This window comes from Vibrio sp. ZF57, assembly GCF_001691235.1.
GTDB lineage: Bacteria > Pseudomonadota > Gammaproteobacteria > Enterobacterales > Vibrionaceae > Vibrio > Vibrio crassostreae_C.
Genome location: NZ_MAKD01000016.1, coordinates 1 through 19,190, shown reverse-complemented (window position 1 = coordinate 19,190; position 19,190 = coordinate 1). Strand labels below are relative to the sequence as shown.

The window sequence follows — 19,190 nt, the reverse complement described above, 5'->3', positions numbered from 1 at the left end:
ACATATTTACCTGTTCTCAAGTTTATTTAGCGAAACAAAAAAATAAATAAAAAAAAGCCATGTATCAATAACTCTACATGGCTTTAATGAGGGCAACTTTACGCTGCCCTATCTACTTGTTGGTTTAGACTAAATGTCGGTTCAGACTAAAACCAAGCCCTCTCGATTAAATCGAGCTTTGGTCGAAGTCGTTGCCTTGATCGGTTCCAGTTTGAGAATCTGAATCGAAACTTCCAGAGTCGTCCGTGAAGTCGACACCTTGGTCTTGACCTCCCGCACTTGTCCAGTCGCTGCCACCAGATTCCATACCTGCCATGTCCGGTTGCTGTTCTTGCGTAGAGCCTTGCATGGTGTATTGATCATCGACCTCAACTTCAACAGAACCGCTAGCACCGTCTATTGAGCTACCCAATTCGTCGTAACCTTGGAATTGGATCTCGCTAGTACCTTCATAACCTTCTGGAAGTTCAACGGATACAGGCTGCTCTAGGTTGCCACTGATTGTGAAGCTACCATCACCGTTATCCAGTGCGTTGTTCACAGTAGCGCCCTCAGGTAAGCCAGACATATCAGCGTAATCAACCGATTCGTTACCACTCACCTCATCTGGAATCGAGATAGAGATGGTATCGCCCGGTGCCGCGGTTACATCTGCTGTGCTGCCTTCAGCTTCAGCATCTTGAGCTTGGTCATCAGCTTGTTGAGCCACATCTACTTGTTGCTCTTCTGTTGCTTGAGCAGCTTGTACTTGTGGTTCATCACTTTGTACTGAATCATCTTCAACTTGGATGCTTAAGCTGTGACTTGATACTTCACCGCCGTCGTTAACTTCAACATTCATCGCTAAATTGCCATCGAAGTCTTCGTTCGGCCAGTAAGTCCACTCACCTTCACCAGATTGAGCAAAGAAGCCAGCATCGTTCGCGTCTGCAACATCAACAACCTGTGCAGAATCACTCACGCCCAACTCATCCACCAGCTGTGCATCCGTGATAGTTAGTGAACCATCATCAGCTAAGGTATAACCTTCGCTCGCCGCTGTTTCATCGCCACTTTGGATATCCACATTGAAGAAGCTTTCGATGCGATTTTCGCCATCGGTCGCGATAAACCCAACTTGAACATCGCCGGTGTAGTCTTCAGCAGGAGTGAATTGATAGTTACCTTGGTTATCGCTCTCAATTACGCCCTGACCTTCCATCAAGTTTACTGACTCAATGCTCAAGCTATCGCCTTCTGCATCGCTCAGATTCGCTAACATGTCTTCATCAGTGAACGACAAGGTTGCATCCGCTGCGATTTCCGTCGTTGTGATGCTGTTAACTTCTGGTGCTGCATTCTCTTGCGAGTCGCCTTCTTTCACGACCACGCCAGTTTGCTCATCATGAAGCACGCCATCTTTATCAACCACGTAAGCTATATCTGCTTCGCCAGTGAAGCCTGGTGCTGGTGTGAAGGTCCAAGTGCCATCGCCATTATCGACAATCTCACCTTGGCTGCGGTCGGCAAGATGAACCAGTTTCACTTCATCATCACTGTCAGCATCCACATTCTCAGCCAAACCGATTAGGTCGTCCGCCGTTAGGATGATGGAATCACCCGCTACGGTTTCGAAATCACCAGAATCGATGCCATCTTCAAACGCTTCCGGCTCATCTCCGTAATCAACCGTTGTTGCGCTTACGGTTACGAAGAACTCACCATGGAAGTCTTCAGGCGGCGTCATTTGAATGTTTGAGATATCCCAGTCGAACAGGTCGATGTATTGACCCGGCTCGGTGATCATCACGGTATTCACACCATCTGTTACCTCGAATCCAACAGGGAAACCTGTCATCACCAAGTTACTTAGTGTTTCTGAATCATCGACTAGGCCAACGTTCAGTCCCAAGTGACCCGTTTCATCTTCGCCGAAGACTAATGGACCGTCATGGTCAGTTGAAATAACCGCGCCATCTGCGACAGGACGTACGTACACAGGAACATCGAGAACCGTTTCGAACTCACCGTCACTCACGACAACTTGTAGGTCAGACACACCCGCAAAGTCGCCTGTTGGTGTGAATGTCCAAGTACCATCACCGTTGTCTGTAACTTCTCCGCCATCTTCACCGTCTGCGGTGATAATGCGAGAAACAACAAGGTCTGCGGTATCAATGTCACCGAACAAGTTCATCAAGTCGCCAGCATCGAAGGTGAACGCGCCATCTTCGTTGGTGGTCATCATTGCGTTGCCGACGTTGAATGGTGCGTCGTTAACCGGAATGACATCCACATTCAGCGAGCCATCAACCACTTCTTCACCGTCAGTCGCTTGATAACCCAGTTCTACTAAGCCATTGAAGTCTTGAGTAGTCACTAAGTGATACATGCCGTCTGGTTGCTGAGTTAAGGTCGCGTTCGCTGGAGCTCGAACTGTGATGCTCTCAATGCTGATCTCGTCGCCATCAAGGTCTGTCACTTGATCCGCGATGTAAGCCGGGTCAATCACCATGACCACATCTTCTGCGCCTTGCATCTCAATCATTGGCGCTTCAGGTGCATCATTCACTGGCGTAACATCGATGTTGCCGTCGACTGAAATTGTCTCTTGGCCATCGCTAACGTTAAACGTCATTGGCACATCGCCATTGAAGTTTTCGTTTGGTGTAAATGACCAAGTACCATCTTCGTTATCTAGCAACTCACCCAAGCTAGGGTCGATTTGTAGACCAGAAGCCGACAGCTCGTCTGCGGTGTTATCGATGTCGGTAGCTTGAGCTAACAACATGTCTTGTGTGATAAGAATGGTGCTGTCTTCGGCTGTGGTTAGTTTCACATCCTCCGACTCAGGTCCATCGTTCACGGCCAGAACTTCGATGCCTGCCGTTGTTGTAGCAGTCGCACCGTCATCATCGGTCACGACCACATCTAGGCTGATATCACCATTAAAGTTCTCGTTTGGCGTGAAGGTCACAGACCCGTTATCGTTTTGAACCAAGGTGCCGTCAGAGCCTGTGTAAGTCACACTTTCAAGCGACACTTCACCATCAACGTCAGAGCTATTAGCAATTAACTGCTCAGGGCTGATTGTAATGGTGCCATCTTCGTTCATTTGGTAAGACGTAGAACCCGCTACCGGCGCATCGTTAACATCCGTTACCGTCACACCAATATTAGCATCGACTGTCTCAGTGCCATCAGTCACTGTGAAGCCAAGGTTGACATCGCCATTGAAGTTCTCGTTCGGAGCAAAGCTATAAGTGCCGTCACCGTTGTCAGTGAACACACCCTCTGCGCCCGTGTAAGACACATCCGTGATAGAAAGGTCATCACCATCAATATCCGCAGCACCTGCTAATAGGTCAGCGTCAGTGAAGGTTAGCGTTCCATCTTCCTCAACAGTAAAGTTTTGGTCTTCTGCTGTTGGTAGGTCATTGACTGGATTAACGGTTAGGTCGACGCCAGCTTGAACAGTTTCAAGGCCATCTGACACATCGAAGCTCAAATCAATGTCACCGTTGAAATCAGCATCCGGCATGATAGTAAATGAACCATCTTCGTTCGCTGTTACGGTCGCATTGTCACCTGCAGATAGGTTGCTTGCGGTTAGTGCATCACCATCAACATCGGATGCGTTAGCCAGCAACTGCTCTTGAGATAGCGTAATTGAACCGTCTTCATCAACCGAGTAAGCCACGTTTCCGGCCACTGGTGCGTCGTTAACTGCAATAACTTCAATACCAGCGGTAGTCTGAGCCGTTGCACCGTCGTCATCAATAACCGTCACATCAAGGTTGATGTCGCCGTTAAAGTTTTCGTTTGGTGCGAACGTTACCGACCCATCTTCATTTTGAACCAAGATACCGTCTGCACCTGAGTAGCTCACGCTATCAAGCGACACTTCACCGTCCACATCGGAGCTATTAGCAATCAACTGCTCAGGGCTCAATGTGATGGTGCCATCTTCGTTCATTTGGTAAGACGTTGCGCCTGCCACTGGTGCATCGTTAACGTCTGTTACCGTTACGTCGATGTTAGCATCGACCGTCTCTGTACCGTCAGATACTGAGAAGTCTAGGCTTACGTCACCGTTGAAGTTCTCGTTCGGTGCAAAGGTGTAGGTTCCATCGCCATTGTCGGTAAACACACCCTCTGCGCCGGTGTAAGACACGTCGGCAACTGAAAGCTCATCACCATCAATATCAGAAGCACCTGCTAGCAGTTGCTCGTCCGTAAAGGTAAGCGAACCGTCTTCTTCAATGGTGTAAGCGACATCTTCTACAACTGCGATGTCATTCACTGGATTCACAGTAAGGTCAGCCGTTGCAACAACCGTTTCAGTACCATCAGAAAGGTCGAAGCTTAGGTCAATATCGCCATTAAAGTCAGCATCTGGGGTAATGGTAAATGAACCATCATCGTTTGCCGTAACGGTCGCGTTATCACCGGCGGTTAGGTTGGCAGCGGTAAGATCATCGCCGTCCACATCCGATGCTTGAGCAAGCAGCTGCTCTTGGCTTAGTGTGATTGAACCATCTTCATCCACTGAGTAAGCCAAGTCACCTGACACTGGCGCGTCGTTAACCGCGATAACTTCAATACCCGCAGTGGTTTCAGCCGTTGCACCCTCTTCATCAGCAACGGTGACATCTAGGCTGACATTGCCGTTGAAGTTTTCATTTGGTGCGAAGCTGTAAGTACCATCACCATTGTCAGTAAAGATACCGTCTGCGCCTGAGTAGGAAACGTCGCTAACGGATACATCACCTTCAATGTCTGAGCTGTTCGCAAGAAGCTGTGCTTCAGAGATGGTAATCACGTTATCTTCGTCAACGCTGTAGGTCGTTGAACCTGCAACTGGCAAGTCATTAACGGCAATGACGTCGATACCTGCGGTTGTTTCAGCGGTTGCGCCATCTTCATCCATAACAGAGACATCAAGACTGATGTCACCGTTAAAGTTTTCGTTTGGAGCAAAGGTGTAAGTACCATCACCATTATCAGTGAATACACCATCAGTGCCGCTGTAGCTTACATCGCTGACAAACACTTCCCCTTCAACATCCGAGCTATTCGCTAGAAGTTGTGCATCGCTTAGGGTGATACTGCCGTCTTCTTCAACACTGTAAGTCGTAGAACCCGCTACCGGTACGTCGTTGATTGGAACCACTTGAACATCAATATTCGCCGATACAACATCTGTACCATCACTCACATCGTAAGTTAGGTCGACATTACCATTGAAGTTCTCGTTTGGAGCAAAGGTATAAGTACCGTCGCCGTTATCCGTGAACACACCGTCTGTACCTTCGTAGTTAACCGACTCGACAGAAAGGTCATCGCCATCAATATCCGTTGCACCAGCCAATAGCTGTTCATCGGTAAAGGTCAGCGAACCATCTTCATTAATGGTGTAGTCGTGGTCGTAAATTACAGAAAGGTCGTTAACTGCTGTTACGGTCACGTCTAGTTCCGCTGGAGTAACCCCACCGTTGCCATCGTCTACGTTGTAGCTAATCGAGAATTCACCATTGAAGTTCTCTTCCGGTGTAATGGTGTAAGTACCATCACCATTGTCAGTGATAAGAGCGTTCTCAATGGAAACATCTCCAACACTTGGTTCGTTACCACCCGTTTCACCAGAATCATCACCTTCCTCGCCGGTTAGCAATTCAGAGATATCAATGCCGTTTTCATTCGCGAGCGCCTCTTCTGCCGTTGGTAAATCAAACGCATTCTCGCTGCCTACATCTTGGCTTGGAACAATAACGCCGTTCACGATATCAAATACATGCCAGTGGTCACCCGATGGGCTTTCAGATAAATCAGGGCTAAAGGTTTCAACCAATGTATCGCCAACAAATACCTGAACCTGTACATCTTCAACACCATCTACATCCCAACTTCTGCTGGTGTAGTTGTGTACTGAATAGTGCATGTCAGCATCTTGATAATTTGGAATAGTGATGGTTTCAGGACCACCGCCATTCGTGTCATCTACATCTTGCTGAACGACATTACCTTCACCCAAATCATGGCTCATGTCGCGATAGTAAATATGGTCTAGCTCACTGCCATTCTCTGTATCGTAGAGCCATAGGTGGTTGTCCATATCACGTGGACTGTCACCCCATGTGACCACGATACGCATATCTGTTTCTTCAAGGACTTCAGATATTGCAGTCACGCCACCATTGGTATCTTCGCCTGCTGGAACTAGGAAGCTGCTAGTAATTGAGCCTTCTTGTTCAATCGTAACGGTACCTTGGTCAACAACTGGACCGCTCACAGAGTAGTTACCAGATTGATCGGTCACCGCTGTGTAAGAATGACCTGCGTTGTCGGTTAGCGTAACATCCGCACCTGCGATTGGATTTCCAGTTTCAGCATCCAACACTGTACCGGTTACGGTTGTTTCATCGCCCTGCTCTCCGATAATTGCGGTCATGTCATCGTCTTCGATGTCAGTCGCGAATTGTAGGAGCTCTTCTTGAGTAATGGTGTATGAACCGTCTTCTTCAATGGTTATCGCCACATCAGCAGAAACAATTGGCGCGTCGTTAACTGGGTCAACGGTTAAGCCTAAGTTAGCGGCAATTGGTGTGTCGCCATCGCTGATGCTGTAGGCAACATCGATGTAGCCATTGAAGTTTTCGCTTGGAGTGATTGAGAACGTGCCATCGCCATTGTCGACAATCGTTGCATCGTCACCCACTAAGGTTAAGTCGGAAGCGACAAGGTCGTCGCCCTCAATATCAGCGGCATTCGCAAGTAGCTGCTCCTGCGTGATAGTGATGACATGATCTTCATCAACGTTCGCGTAAACATCAGATGTCGTTGGCAAGTCATTGACTGGGTTTACCGTCAGATCGGCGTTCGCCACAATTGACTCAGTGCCGTCTGAAATATCAAAGCTTAGGTCGATATCGCCATTGAAGTTAGCATCTGGCGTTACCGTAAAGGTGCCATCGCCATTATCAACAACAGTTGCATTATCGCCTGCGCTTAGGTTGCTTGCGGTCAGGTCATCGCCATCCACATCAGATGCTTGAGATAGCAACTGCTCTTGAGTCAGAGTAATCGAACCATCTTCATCAATGCTGTATGCCAAGTCACCCGATACTGGTGGATCATTAATTGGAAGAACATCAATACTTGCGCTGGTGGCTACTGTCGCACCGTCTTCATCTGTCACCACTACATCGAGGCTAACATCGCCATCGAAGTTTGCGTTCGGTGCAAAGCTGAATGTGCCGTTGCCGTTGTCAGTAAAGATACCGTCAGCGCCTGTGTAAGTAACACTATCAATCGCCACTTCACCTTCAATATCAGAAGAGTTCGCCAACAGTTGCTCTGCACTGATGGTGATAACTTCATCTTCGTTGACTGAGTAACTGGTTGAGCCTGCGATTGGCGGATCGTTCACCTCAAGTACAGTGATTCCCGCGGTAGTCGCTTCTGTTGCCCCTTCTTCATCGGTAACAACAACCGCTAAACTCACATCTCCATTGAAGTTCTCGTTTGGAGAGAAGGTGTAAGTGCCGTCACCGTTGTCTTCGAACACACCATCACTGCCAGTGTAAGTCACGCTATCAATCGCAACCTCACCTTCAATATCTGAAGAGTTGGCTAATAGCTGTTCGTTACTGATCGTGATTGAGTTGTCTTCATGCACAGTGTAAGACGTGCTACCCGCCACTGGTGGATCGTTCTCAGGCGTCACGCTCACATCAATGTTGGCTTGAACCGTATCCGTGCCATCTGACACATCAAAGCTGAAGTTCACATCACCATTGAAGTTCTCGTTTGGCGCAAAGCTGTAGCTTCCGTCACCATTGTCAGTAAGCACACCATCAGCACCAGTGTATGTCACACCTTCGACTGTTAGGTCGTCACCTTCAACATCCGTTGCACCCGTTAACAGGTCTGCGTCAGTGAAGTTAAGAACCCCATCTTCACCAATAGTGAATGCTTGGTCTTGTGGCTCTGGCGCATCATTGACAGGTGTTACCGTCAAGTCTAGGCCAGCCGCGACCATGTCTTCCCCATCGGTTACATCGTAACTAAATTCGATATTACCGTTGAAGTTTTCACTCGGTGTAATGGTGAAGCTGCCATCGTCGTTCATTTGAACGGTCGCATTTTCATCATTGGTAGTTAGGTTGATTGCTGATAGGTCATCACCATCAATGTCAACAGCGTGCTCTAGCAACTGCTCTTGAGTTAGCGTGATGCTGTTGTCTTCGGCTGTCACAGCACTGATGTCACCATCAACTTCTGGAGCATCATTCGCTGGCGAGATATGAATCGTCACATCTTGGGTTGCCGTCGCGGTGGTGCCCGTATCAACATCAGTCGATGTCGCATTTACAGTTAGAACCACATCACCATTGAAGTCACCTGAAGGGATAAACTCTAGCCCTTCTAGCTCGCCTGGTTGCAATGACCATGTGCCATCACCGTTATCGGTACCTGCAGAAAGCGAGCTGCCTTCCGGCACATCTTCAATCAAAATAGCAAGGTTTTCTGAACCATCGGTATCAGTAAGCGCCGCATCAATATCAAGTGGTACAGGTGTATCTTCAGTACCAATGATTTGGTAATCCGCGTCAGACACTGTGATTTCGATGTTGTCGATACCAAACGCCTCGTCATCGACGCTTTGATTCAGGGTTGAACCGAAGCCAAGTTCAAGTTGGCCGTCTTCTACTGGCACCGTTAGGTTGATTTGATGTGCTTGGTCATTCCAACCACTGAAGCCCTCACCTTGCGATACGCCGTGAACCACTTCGCCGACTTCATTTCCTTCTGAATCGTAAAGCGTTGTTGTGCCATCTTGAGTACGGAACGCAGAATTATCTAATGTCGTTAGCTCTTCGCCGCCGACAAAGATTTGGAACGACTCACCATCCCAAGAATCAATTTCGTAGAAGTTGAACGAGATATTAACTTCGCTCACATCACTTGGAATGTCGTAAGTTTTGCTGACGGCTTCATCACCGCCCGTTCCACCAATACGACCTAGCATGTCACCCGACTCGAAGCCTTGAGAGCTTTCTGTGCCTGTATTCCAACCGTTTGAGCCAGACTCGAAGTTGTCTGAAGCAATCACTAGGTCAGAAGCAATCGACAGCTCTGGCATATCAACCACAGATTGAACATCAATCGTCGCTTCTGCTGGTACTGTCGCGGTACCGTCATTCACGTCGAACGTCACATTCACATTGCCGTCGAAGTTTTCATTCGGTGCGAATGTGTAAGTGCCGTCGCCGTTATCAACCAAAGTACCGCTATCTGAAGCCACATTTTCAACCGATAGGTTATCACCATCAATGTCGCCCGCATTTTGCAGCAGTTGTTCTTCTGTGAAGGTAAAGCTGGTGTCTTCTTGAGTCACAAATTGTGGCTCACCGACTGTTGGCAGGTCATTAACTGGGTTAACCGTTAGGTCAGCCGTTGCTTGAAGCGTCGCATCGCCATCGGTAATGTCGAAGTTCAAATCAATGTCGCCATTGAAGTTAGCATCTGGCGTGATAGTGAAACTACCATCATCGTTTGCTGTAACTGTCGCATCACCACCAACGGTTAGGTTAGCCGCTGTTAAGTCATCGCCATCAACATCACTCGCTTGAGCAAGTAATTGCTCTTGGCTCAAGGTAATTGAGCCATCTTCGTCCACGCTGTACGCCAAGTCGCCCGATACCGGAGCATCGTTAACAGGCAGAACATCAATGTTTGCGTTGGTCGCTACGGTTGCGCCTTCTTCATCAGTAACGACAACATCAAGGCTTACGTCGCCATCGAAGTTAGCGTTAGGTGCGAAGCTGAATGTTCCGTCACCATTGTCGGTAAAGATACCGTCTGAACCTGTGTAGTTAACGCTATCAATCGCCACTTCACCTTCGATATCAGAAGCGTTTGCCAACAGTTGCTCTGAACTGATGGTGATAACTTCGTCCTCGTTGACTGAGTAGCTGGTTGAGCCTGCGATTGGTGGATCGTTCACCTCAAGTACAGTAATACCCGCGGTGGTCGCTTCAGTTGCGCCCTCTTCATCAGTTACGACAACATCAAGGCTAACTTCGCCGTTGAAGTTTTCGTTTGGTGAGAAGGTGTAAGTACCGTCACCGTTGTCTTCAAAGACACCGTCAGCGCCAGTGTAAGTCACGCTATCGACTGCCACATCACCTTCAATGTCAGAAGAGTTAGCAAGTAACTGTTCGTCACTGATGGTAATTGAGTTGTCTTCATGAACGGTGTAAGACGTGCTACCTGCAACCGGTGGATCGTTCTCTGGTGTCACGCTGACATCAATGTTGGCTTGAACTGTATCCGTGCCATCTGACACATCAAAACTGAAGTTCACATCACCATTGAAGTTCTCGTTTGGCGCAAAGCTGTAGCTTCCATCGCCATTATCAGTAAGAACACCATCCGCACCTGTGTAAGTAACGCCTTCAACCGACAGGTCATCCCCATCAATGTCAGTCGCACCTGTCAGCAAGTCTTCATCAGTGAAGTTCAAGATGCCGTCTTCGCCGATGCTGAACGTTTGATCTTGTGGTTGTGGAAGGTCATTGACTGGGTTAACGGTTAGGTCAGCCGTCGCAACCAGCGTATCTGTACCATCGCTAATGTCGAACGTTAGGTCAATGTCACCATTGAAGTTCGCATCTGGCGTAACGGTAAAGCTGCCGTCATCGTTAGCAACAACCGTCGCGTCTCCATCAACAATCAAGTTAGAAGCAGTAAGGTCGTCGCCATCTACATCACTCGCTTGCGAAAGAAGTTGCTCTTGGCTCAAGGTAATCGAACCGTCTTCCTCAACACTGTATGCAAGGTCGCCTGATACTGGTACGTCGTTGATTGGTAATACATCAACCGTAATAAACGTATCAACTTGAGCGCCGTCTTCATCTTGAATGGTCACATCCAACTGCACTTGGCCGTTGAAGTTTTCATTCGGAGCGAAGCTACATGTACCGTCACCATTGATAGAGAAGATACCGTCTGGACCGTCGTAGTTGATCTCAACAAGCTCAACATCACCTTCAATATCAGAAGCGTTCAACAGAACTTGAGACTCATTGAAAGTCAGTACTGAATCTTCATCGATGGTGTATGACGTTGGGCCAGCAACTGGCGGATCGTTCACCTCAAGGACTGTAATACCCGCCGTTGTTGCTTCAGTCGCGCCATCTTCATCCGTCACGACAACATCTAGGCTAACTTCGCCATTGAAGTTCTCGTTTGGAGAGAAGGTATATGTGCCGTCACCGTTGATTTCCAGAACACCGTCGCTACCACTGTAAGTCACGTTATCAATTGCGACTTCGCCTTCGATATCCGAAGAGTTCGCTAGCAGTTGTTCGTTGCTGATTGTAATAGAGTTGTCTTCATGAACCGTGTAAGACGTACTACCCGCAACCGGAGGATCATTCTCTGGCGTCACGCTCACATCAATGTTAGCGGTTACCGTATCGGTTCCATCTGATACATTGAACGAGAAGTTCACATCGCCATTGAAGTTTTCATTCGGCGCGAAACTGTAGGTGCCATCGCCATTATCGGTTAGGACACCATCTGCGCCAGTGTAAGTTACACCTTCAACACTTAGGTCGTCCCCTTCAATGTCCGTTGCACCTGTTAATAGGTCTTGGTCATTGAACGTTAACACGCCATCTTCGCCGACTGTGAATGCGTGGTCTTGTGCTTCTGGACCGTCATTTACTGGTGAAACTGTTAACTCAAGGTTGGTAGAGACAACATCATCACCATCAGACACATCAAACGTAAAGCTCACATCGCCATTGAAATCAGCATCTGGCGTTAATGTGTACGTACCATCACCGTTATCGGTAATCGTAACGCTCTCATCATCGGTTGCTAAATTCAGAGCCGTCAACTGATCGCCATCTAAATCACGCGCATTAGCCAATAAGTCTTCTTGCGTAATGATGATTGAACCATCTTCTTCAACCGTTGCAGAAACCGGAAGTGCTTCAGGTGCGTGCTCAATGTGCGCGCCTGTCGCGTTAATGTAGATGGTTTGAGATACCGTTTCAGAATCATCATTCGATAACTCTGTCGCAGTTGCGGTTACATGAACTTCAAGCTGCTCATTGAAGTCTTCTGGTAACTGGATTTGTAACGCATTTTCGATAGCCGTTGTTGGTAAGTTCACCGTACCATCAGGGCCAACCGTTACTTCACCGCTGTAGATTTGGCTGTTCACTTCACCGACATCGATTGTGAAGTTGAAGTCAGAATAGTCAGCATCTCCGCCGCCATACAAATCTTCAAATCCGTAAACCAGCTCGCCGTCTTCATTAACCGTAGTACGAGTATGTTCGATACCATCTTGGTTTAGCTGAGAGCTTGAACCACCATGGAAGATCGCGTCACCATTCTGGCCTTGAATCACTGTCTCGGTTCCATCAGCAGCCACAAAGACAAGTTGAGGATCAACCGTATCCATGTTCGCAGGCGAACCATCCTCAGCACGGAACTCGTACTGACCGTCTTGCATCGCATCAAAGTCGTTGTGCTGATGTCCGTTTGGAATTAAGAACAGGTTAAAGCTCTCACCTTCCTCGACTTGGAAGCTGAATTGATCTTGCCCTGGAACAAGGTCGCCGCCACCACCAACTTGTGATGCGTTTTCGTAAACAACTTCAACACCTGTGATGTTGCCGTCTTCGTCTACTTTGTAGTAACCCGCAGCGTTTTGGTAGCCAGCCGTCTCACCTTCAAACGTTACTGTGATTTCAGTGTCGTTGTAACTGGTGATACCGTTCTCTTGGTCATTCAGAACGCCTTCGTTATCGTATTGAATAACCGAACCTTCTGGCACACCATCTACTGTAACAGTGAGTGTTTCAGACAAGTCTTGGTCGACAAGTGCCGCAGCAATGTTCAGTTCAACAATACCGCCTGGCTCAACCAAAATCGCCTGGTCGTCGACGTTAACACCATCACCATCCGTGATAACTAAGTCAGGCGCATCAGCAACTGCTTCAATGTGAACATTAATGTCTTGTTCAACTTCATCCGTACCGTCTGTTACCGTAAAGCTGAACTGCAGATCACCACTGAAGTGCTCTTCAGGAACGAAGCTGAACGTGCCGTCACCATTGTCGGTGACTGTGCCTTCATCGCCAGAGTAATTGATGCTAGTAACGCTTAGGTCGTCGCCATCAATATCAATCGCACCACTCAACAGATCTTCTTGAGTGAACAGGATGCTGCCATCCTCTTCGATGTGGTACATGCCTGGGGCAACAATTGGAATGTCATTCACCGGATTCACGGTTAATGTCATATCATTAGACGTGCTCAGCTCACCATCGCTCACCTCATAAGTGAATGCAATATCACCGTTGAAGTTTTCAGAAGGTGTCACTGTGTACGTGCCATCACCATTGTCTACAATGCTGGCGTTCGGATCATTGGTTTCAAGCGAAGAAGCAAATAGCTCATCGCCATCTTGGTCGCTCGCGTTCTCCAACAGCATTTCTTGTGTAACGAGGATTGAACCATCTTCGTCGACATCTGCCACCATCGGTGTCGCTTCTGGCGCATCGTTGACGAACTCAACTTTTAGGTCGATGTTTGCGGCAACCACATCAGTGCCATCGCTCACATCAAACGCTAAGTCAACATTACCGAAGAAGCCTTGCTCTGGTGTTAATGTGTATGTTCCGTCACCATTGTCTGTGACTTCTACCGTGTCGCTTGCGCTCGTTACATTCACAACTGACAGTTCATCACCTTCAACGTCTGTCGCTTGTGCCAGTAATTCAGCTTCGGTAATAGTAATCGCTTGACCATCTTCCGTAGCGAAAGACATGTCAGGCACGTCTGGGGCATCATTGATTGGATTTACGGTTAGGTTGAGGTCAGCGGCAACAGTTTCGATTGCGTCAGTGACATCGTAAGTAAATTCAATCTCACCAAAGAAATCTGCACTTGGTGTAATCGTGAAGCTACCGTCTGGGTTTTCTACAACAACAGCATTTGGATCGTTGGTCGCAAAGTTAACCGCTTCAAGGTTATCGCCATCTACATCGGTTGCATTCGCTAACAGATCCTCTTGAGTAATAGTGATTGAACCATCTTCATCAACAGTGGCTTCAATTGGACCACTCACCTCAGGGCCTTCATTGACAATTTCAACGTCAACTCTTGCTGTGCTTGGTGCGCTTGCTTGGCCATCACTTATGTCGAAAGTCAGATTCACTTCACCAGAGAAGTCTTCTGCAGGTTCGAAGGTAAAGGTATTATCCCCGTTATCCGTTAACGTACCTTGCGTTTGGTCTGCAAGTAATAGGTTTTCGACATGAAGAATGTCGCCATCAACATCGGTAGCACCAGACAATAGGTCTTTCGCTTCGATGATCATGGAGCCGTTTTCAAGCATTTGGGTGTGCAATGGTTCACCCGGAACCGGCACATCATTGACTGGTACGACCGTTAGGTCTAGATGCGTTGCAACTTCATCAGTTCCATCAAACACCTTGTAGTCGATGTCGATTTCACCATTGAAGTTTTCATTCGGCATGAAGGTAAACGTACCATCGCCGTTATCAACTAGCTCACCGTTATCACCACCGTAAGTGATGTCAGAAATAGACAGCGTATCGCCTTCCACATCTGTGGTGTTCGCTAGCAAGTCATCTGCACTGAACGTGATACCTTCATCTTCATCTGTCGATAGAACAATCGGGCCAGAAACGATTGGCGCATCATTTACTGATTCGAAATTGATATTGATGATATTGCTGTCTGTCAGCTCACCATCGGTAACTTGGTAACCAAGTTCGATTTCACCATGGAAGTTTTCATCCGGTGTTACCGTCCAAGTGCCATCACCATTATCGGTGAGTGTTGCATGCTCTGAGTTTTCACCCACTAGCTCTAGATTTTCAATATCAAGGTCGTCGCCATCAATATCAGATGCTTGCGCCAGTAGTTGCTCTTCGGTAATCACAACCGAAGCAAACTGGGCAGAACCATCGGTATCGACAGTAATATTCGGAAGATCAGCCGTTAACTCGATTTCGTTGTCACCCGCATGGATATTCAACTCAACCGTTTCAGTAATCTCTGAACCATCTACACCAATCGATGTAAACACCGCTTCATCATGACAAGTTTGTGACACTGTCATGTTTTGAACGACGTAAGTACCATTACCTTGCACGGTACCAAGCTCAAAGTAGGACACTGGTTGATCAACCGTTAGCGTGTAATCTGTCTCGAAAGTACCACGGTCTTCTTTGTGGTAAGTCATCGAGTCAATTAGGTCGCCATCCTCATTGAACGCTTTGATTTCTACTTCTGTAAAGTGACGAGACTCTTCCATGAACCAGCCACCCAAACCATCTAGGTGGAAACTGATTTCATTGATGTCTTGACCTTCAACTGAAACCGTCAGTTTCTCATCACCACTTAAGCCTTGGCGGTCAGTATCACCGATACCATGACCAATGTGGGTGTTGCCATTCCAGGCACCAAGAGGGTCATCGTTACTTTGAACAGTTACCGTTAAGTCACCATCTGAGAACTCACGCGTATAAGGGTCAACTTCTGTACCCCAATCATCCACACTCGCGTTATCGTCAAACGTACCGATTTGTGTGGTGTGTGTACCTTCAGCAAGAGCATCTTCACTTGGAACAAAGCGCACTTCGGTATCTGCAGGAACTTCTTGTCCTACTTCCAGTACCACCCATTCGTCATTCACATTTGCTTCAATGATGCCGTTTTCTGGCGCTTGGTCTAAACGTAGTGCTGGTTCTTCACGAAGTGTCACACCAACTGTTTGGTCTTCTTGCGCTTGGATGAAGATTTCATCGCCCGCTTCTGGCGCATCGTTGACAGGGTTAACCGTCAAGTCGAGTGTCGTCAGAACTTCATTCTCACCATCACTGATGCTGTATGTGAAGTCCAACTCGCCATTGAAGTTTTCTGTGTGCGTAATAGTGAATGAACCATCGTCATTAGTAACAATTGTCGCATCTGGATCGTTGGTTTGTAGGTTAGATGCCGTTAACTCATCACCTTCAACATCGGTCGCATTAGCGAGTAACTGCTCTTGAGTAATGGTGATTGAATTATCTTCATCGACTTCAGCCTGAATGCCCGAAGTTTCAGGTCCGTCATTCACAGCGATAACATCGATGCCAGCGGTTGTGGTTGCGGTTGCACCGTCTTCGTCAACGACAACAACGTCTAGTGAAATATCACCATCGAAGTTTTCATTTGGCGTAAAGGTGTAAGTACCATTGCCATTATCAACAAAAGAGCCGTCATCACCGGAGTACGATACTCCAGACAGTGAAACATCACCTTCTACATCGGAAGAGTTTGCCAATAATTGCTCATCACTGATCGTGATTTGGCCATCTTCTTGAACTGTGTACGATGTTGAGCCCGCTACTGGTGGGTCATTCTCAGGCGTTACGCTGACATCAATAACAGCTGATGTTGAATCAGTACCGTCAGAGACATCGAATGAGAATTGAACATCACCATTGAAGTTCTCGTTTGGAGCAAAGCTATATGTGCCGTCGCCATTATCGCTAAGAACACCATCTGCACCAGTGTAGAGCACGTTTTCAATCGACAGCTCGTCACCATCAACATCCGACGCGCCTACAAGCAGGTCAGCATCGGTGAAGAGTAACGTACCGTCTTCTTCAATCGTGAACTGTTGATCTTGCGCTTGTGGCAAGTCATTAACCGGATTCACGGTAATGTCTAGGCCAACTTGAACTGAACCACCATCGTTATCGATGATATCGAAGTTCAGATCTAGGTCACCGTTGTAATCTGCGTTCGGTGTGATGGTGTAGCTGCCATCATCATTGTGTTGGATGGTCGCATTTTCATCAGTGGATAGGTTGATAGCTTCTAAGTTGTCGCTATCGATATCACCTGCTCTTGCTAGCAATTGCTCTTGGCTTAGCGTGATGGAGCTATCTTCATTGATGGTGTAAGCCAAATCGCCCGATACTGGCGCATCATTGATTGGCAATACATCAACGTTAATGTGTGTTTCAACCGTTGCGCCATCTTCATCTTGAATGGTCACACCCAGTTGAACCTGACCATTGAAGTTTTCGTTGGGTGCAAAGCTGCATGTACCATCACCATTTACAGTGAAGATACCGTCAGAGCCATCGTAGTTAATGCCAACAAGTTCTACATCTCCTTCGACATCCGAAGCATTCACAAGAATCTGAGATTCACTGAACGTCAGAACCGAATCTTCGTCAATGGTGTATGACGTTGGACCCGCAACTGGTGGATCGTTCACTTCAAGAACGGTAATACCTGCTGTGGTTTCATCAATTGCACCTTCTTCATCTGCAACAATCACATCAAGGCTGATATCACCGCTGAAGTTTTCATTAGGAAGGAAGGTATAGCTGCCATCGCCGTTATCTTGGAACACACCATCAGTGCCACTGTAAGTCACAGTATCAACCGACACCGCACCTTCAATATCCGAAGAGTTAGCTAGCAACTGTTCATCAGAAATTGTGATGGCATTGTCTTCATTGACCATGTATGAGGTTGAACCCGCAACTGGCGGATCGTTCTCAGGAGTCACACTCACATCAATGTTAGCGCTAACGGTTTCTGTGCCATCAGACACATCGAAACTGAAGTTCACATCGCCATTGAAGTTTTCATTTGGCGCAAAGGTATAAGTACCATCACCGTGGTCGGTCAGTACGCCATCACCACCTGTATAGCTAATACCTTCAACGGTTAAGTCGTCGCCATCAATATCGGTGGCACCGGTAAGTAAGTCGGCGTCTGTAAATTGAAGCGTACCGTCTTCTGCGATACTGAATTGTTGGTCTTGAGGAACCGGCAAGTCATTAACTGGGTTAACAGTAAGATCGGCGGTTGCTTGAACCGTGTCAGTACCGTCAGTGATGTTGAATTGAATATCAATGTCACCGTTGAAGTTTTCATCTGGCGTAATCGTGAAACTGCCGTCATCGTTAGCTACAACCGTCGCATCACCACCAACTGTTAAGTCACTTGCGGTTAGATCTTCGCCTTCTACATCGGACGCTTGAGACAACAGCTGATCTTGGCTCAGTGTGATTGAACCATCTTCGTTAACGTTGTAAGCCAAATCACCAGACACTGGCGCATCATTGATTGGTAATACGTCAACATTGATGACGGTTTCCACTTCTGCACCATCTTCATCACGAATGGTGACATCAAGCTGAACTTGGCCATTAAAGTTCTCATTTGGAGCGAAGCTGCAAGTGCCGTCACCATTTACTGAGAAGATGCCCTCAGGGCCATCGTAGCTAATACCAACAAGATCAACATCCCCTTCTACATCTGAGGCGTTAAGCAACACTTGAGACTCACTGAAGGTAAGTACTGAGTCTTCATCAATGGTGTAAGACGTAGGGCCTGCAACCGGCGGATCGTTCACTTCAAGAACATTGATGCCCGCGGTCGTTGAGTCGGTCGCACCATCTTCATCAGCAACAACCACATCCAGTGCAATTTCACCGCTGAAGTTCTCATTTGGCGAGAAGGTGTAAGTGCCGTTACCATTGATTTCGAGGACACCGTCGCTACCAGAGTAAGTCACGCTGTCTATCGATACATCACCTTCAATATCTGAAGATGTTGCCAATAGTTGTGCATCAGAAATGGTAATCGAATTATCTTCATTCACCGTGTAGGACGTTGAGCCCGCAACAGGCGGATCGTTCTCAGGAGTCACGCTAACATCAATGTTTGCAGACACGGTATCGGTACCGTCTGACACATCGAAGCTAAAGCTCACATCACCATTGAAGTTTTCGTTTGGCGCAAAGGTGTACGTACCGTTGCCATTGTCAGTCAGTACGCCATCAGTGCCTTCATAAGTGATGCCCTCAACCGTCAGGTTATCACCTTCAACGTCTGTCGCGCCTGTAAGCAGATCCGCGTCTGTGAACTGTAAAGTACCGTCTTCTGCAATACTGAACTGTTGATCTTGAGGTACTGGTAGGTCGTTTACTGGGTTAACCGTTAGGTCAGCCGATGCTTGAACGGTATTGGTGCCATCAGAGATATCGAAACTGATATCGATGTCACCGTTGAAGTTCTCATCTGGCGTAATCGTGAAACTGCCGTCATCATTAGCAACGACTGTTGCATCACCGTCAACCGTTAGGCTGCTA

The 19,190-nt window shown here is 47.5% G+C and carries 1 protein-coding gene; it reads right to left on the bottom strand.

Annotated elements, in window-relative coordinates; all coding sequences use genetic code 11:
- Positions 1 to 166 precede the first annotated feature (166 nt).
- On the bottom strand, positions 167 to 19,190 hold a 19,024-nt coding region (locus A6D97_RS02145; RefSeq protein WP_083190201.1), incomplete at its 5' end, for a tandem-95 repeat protein.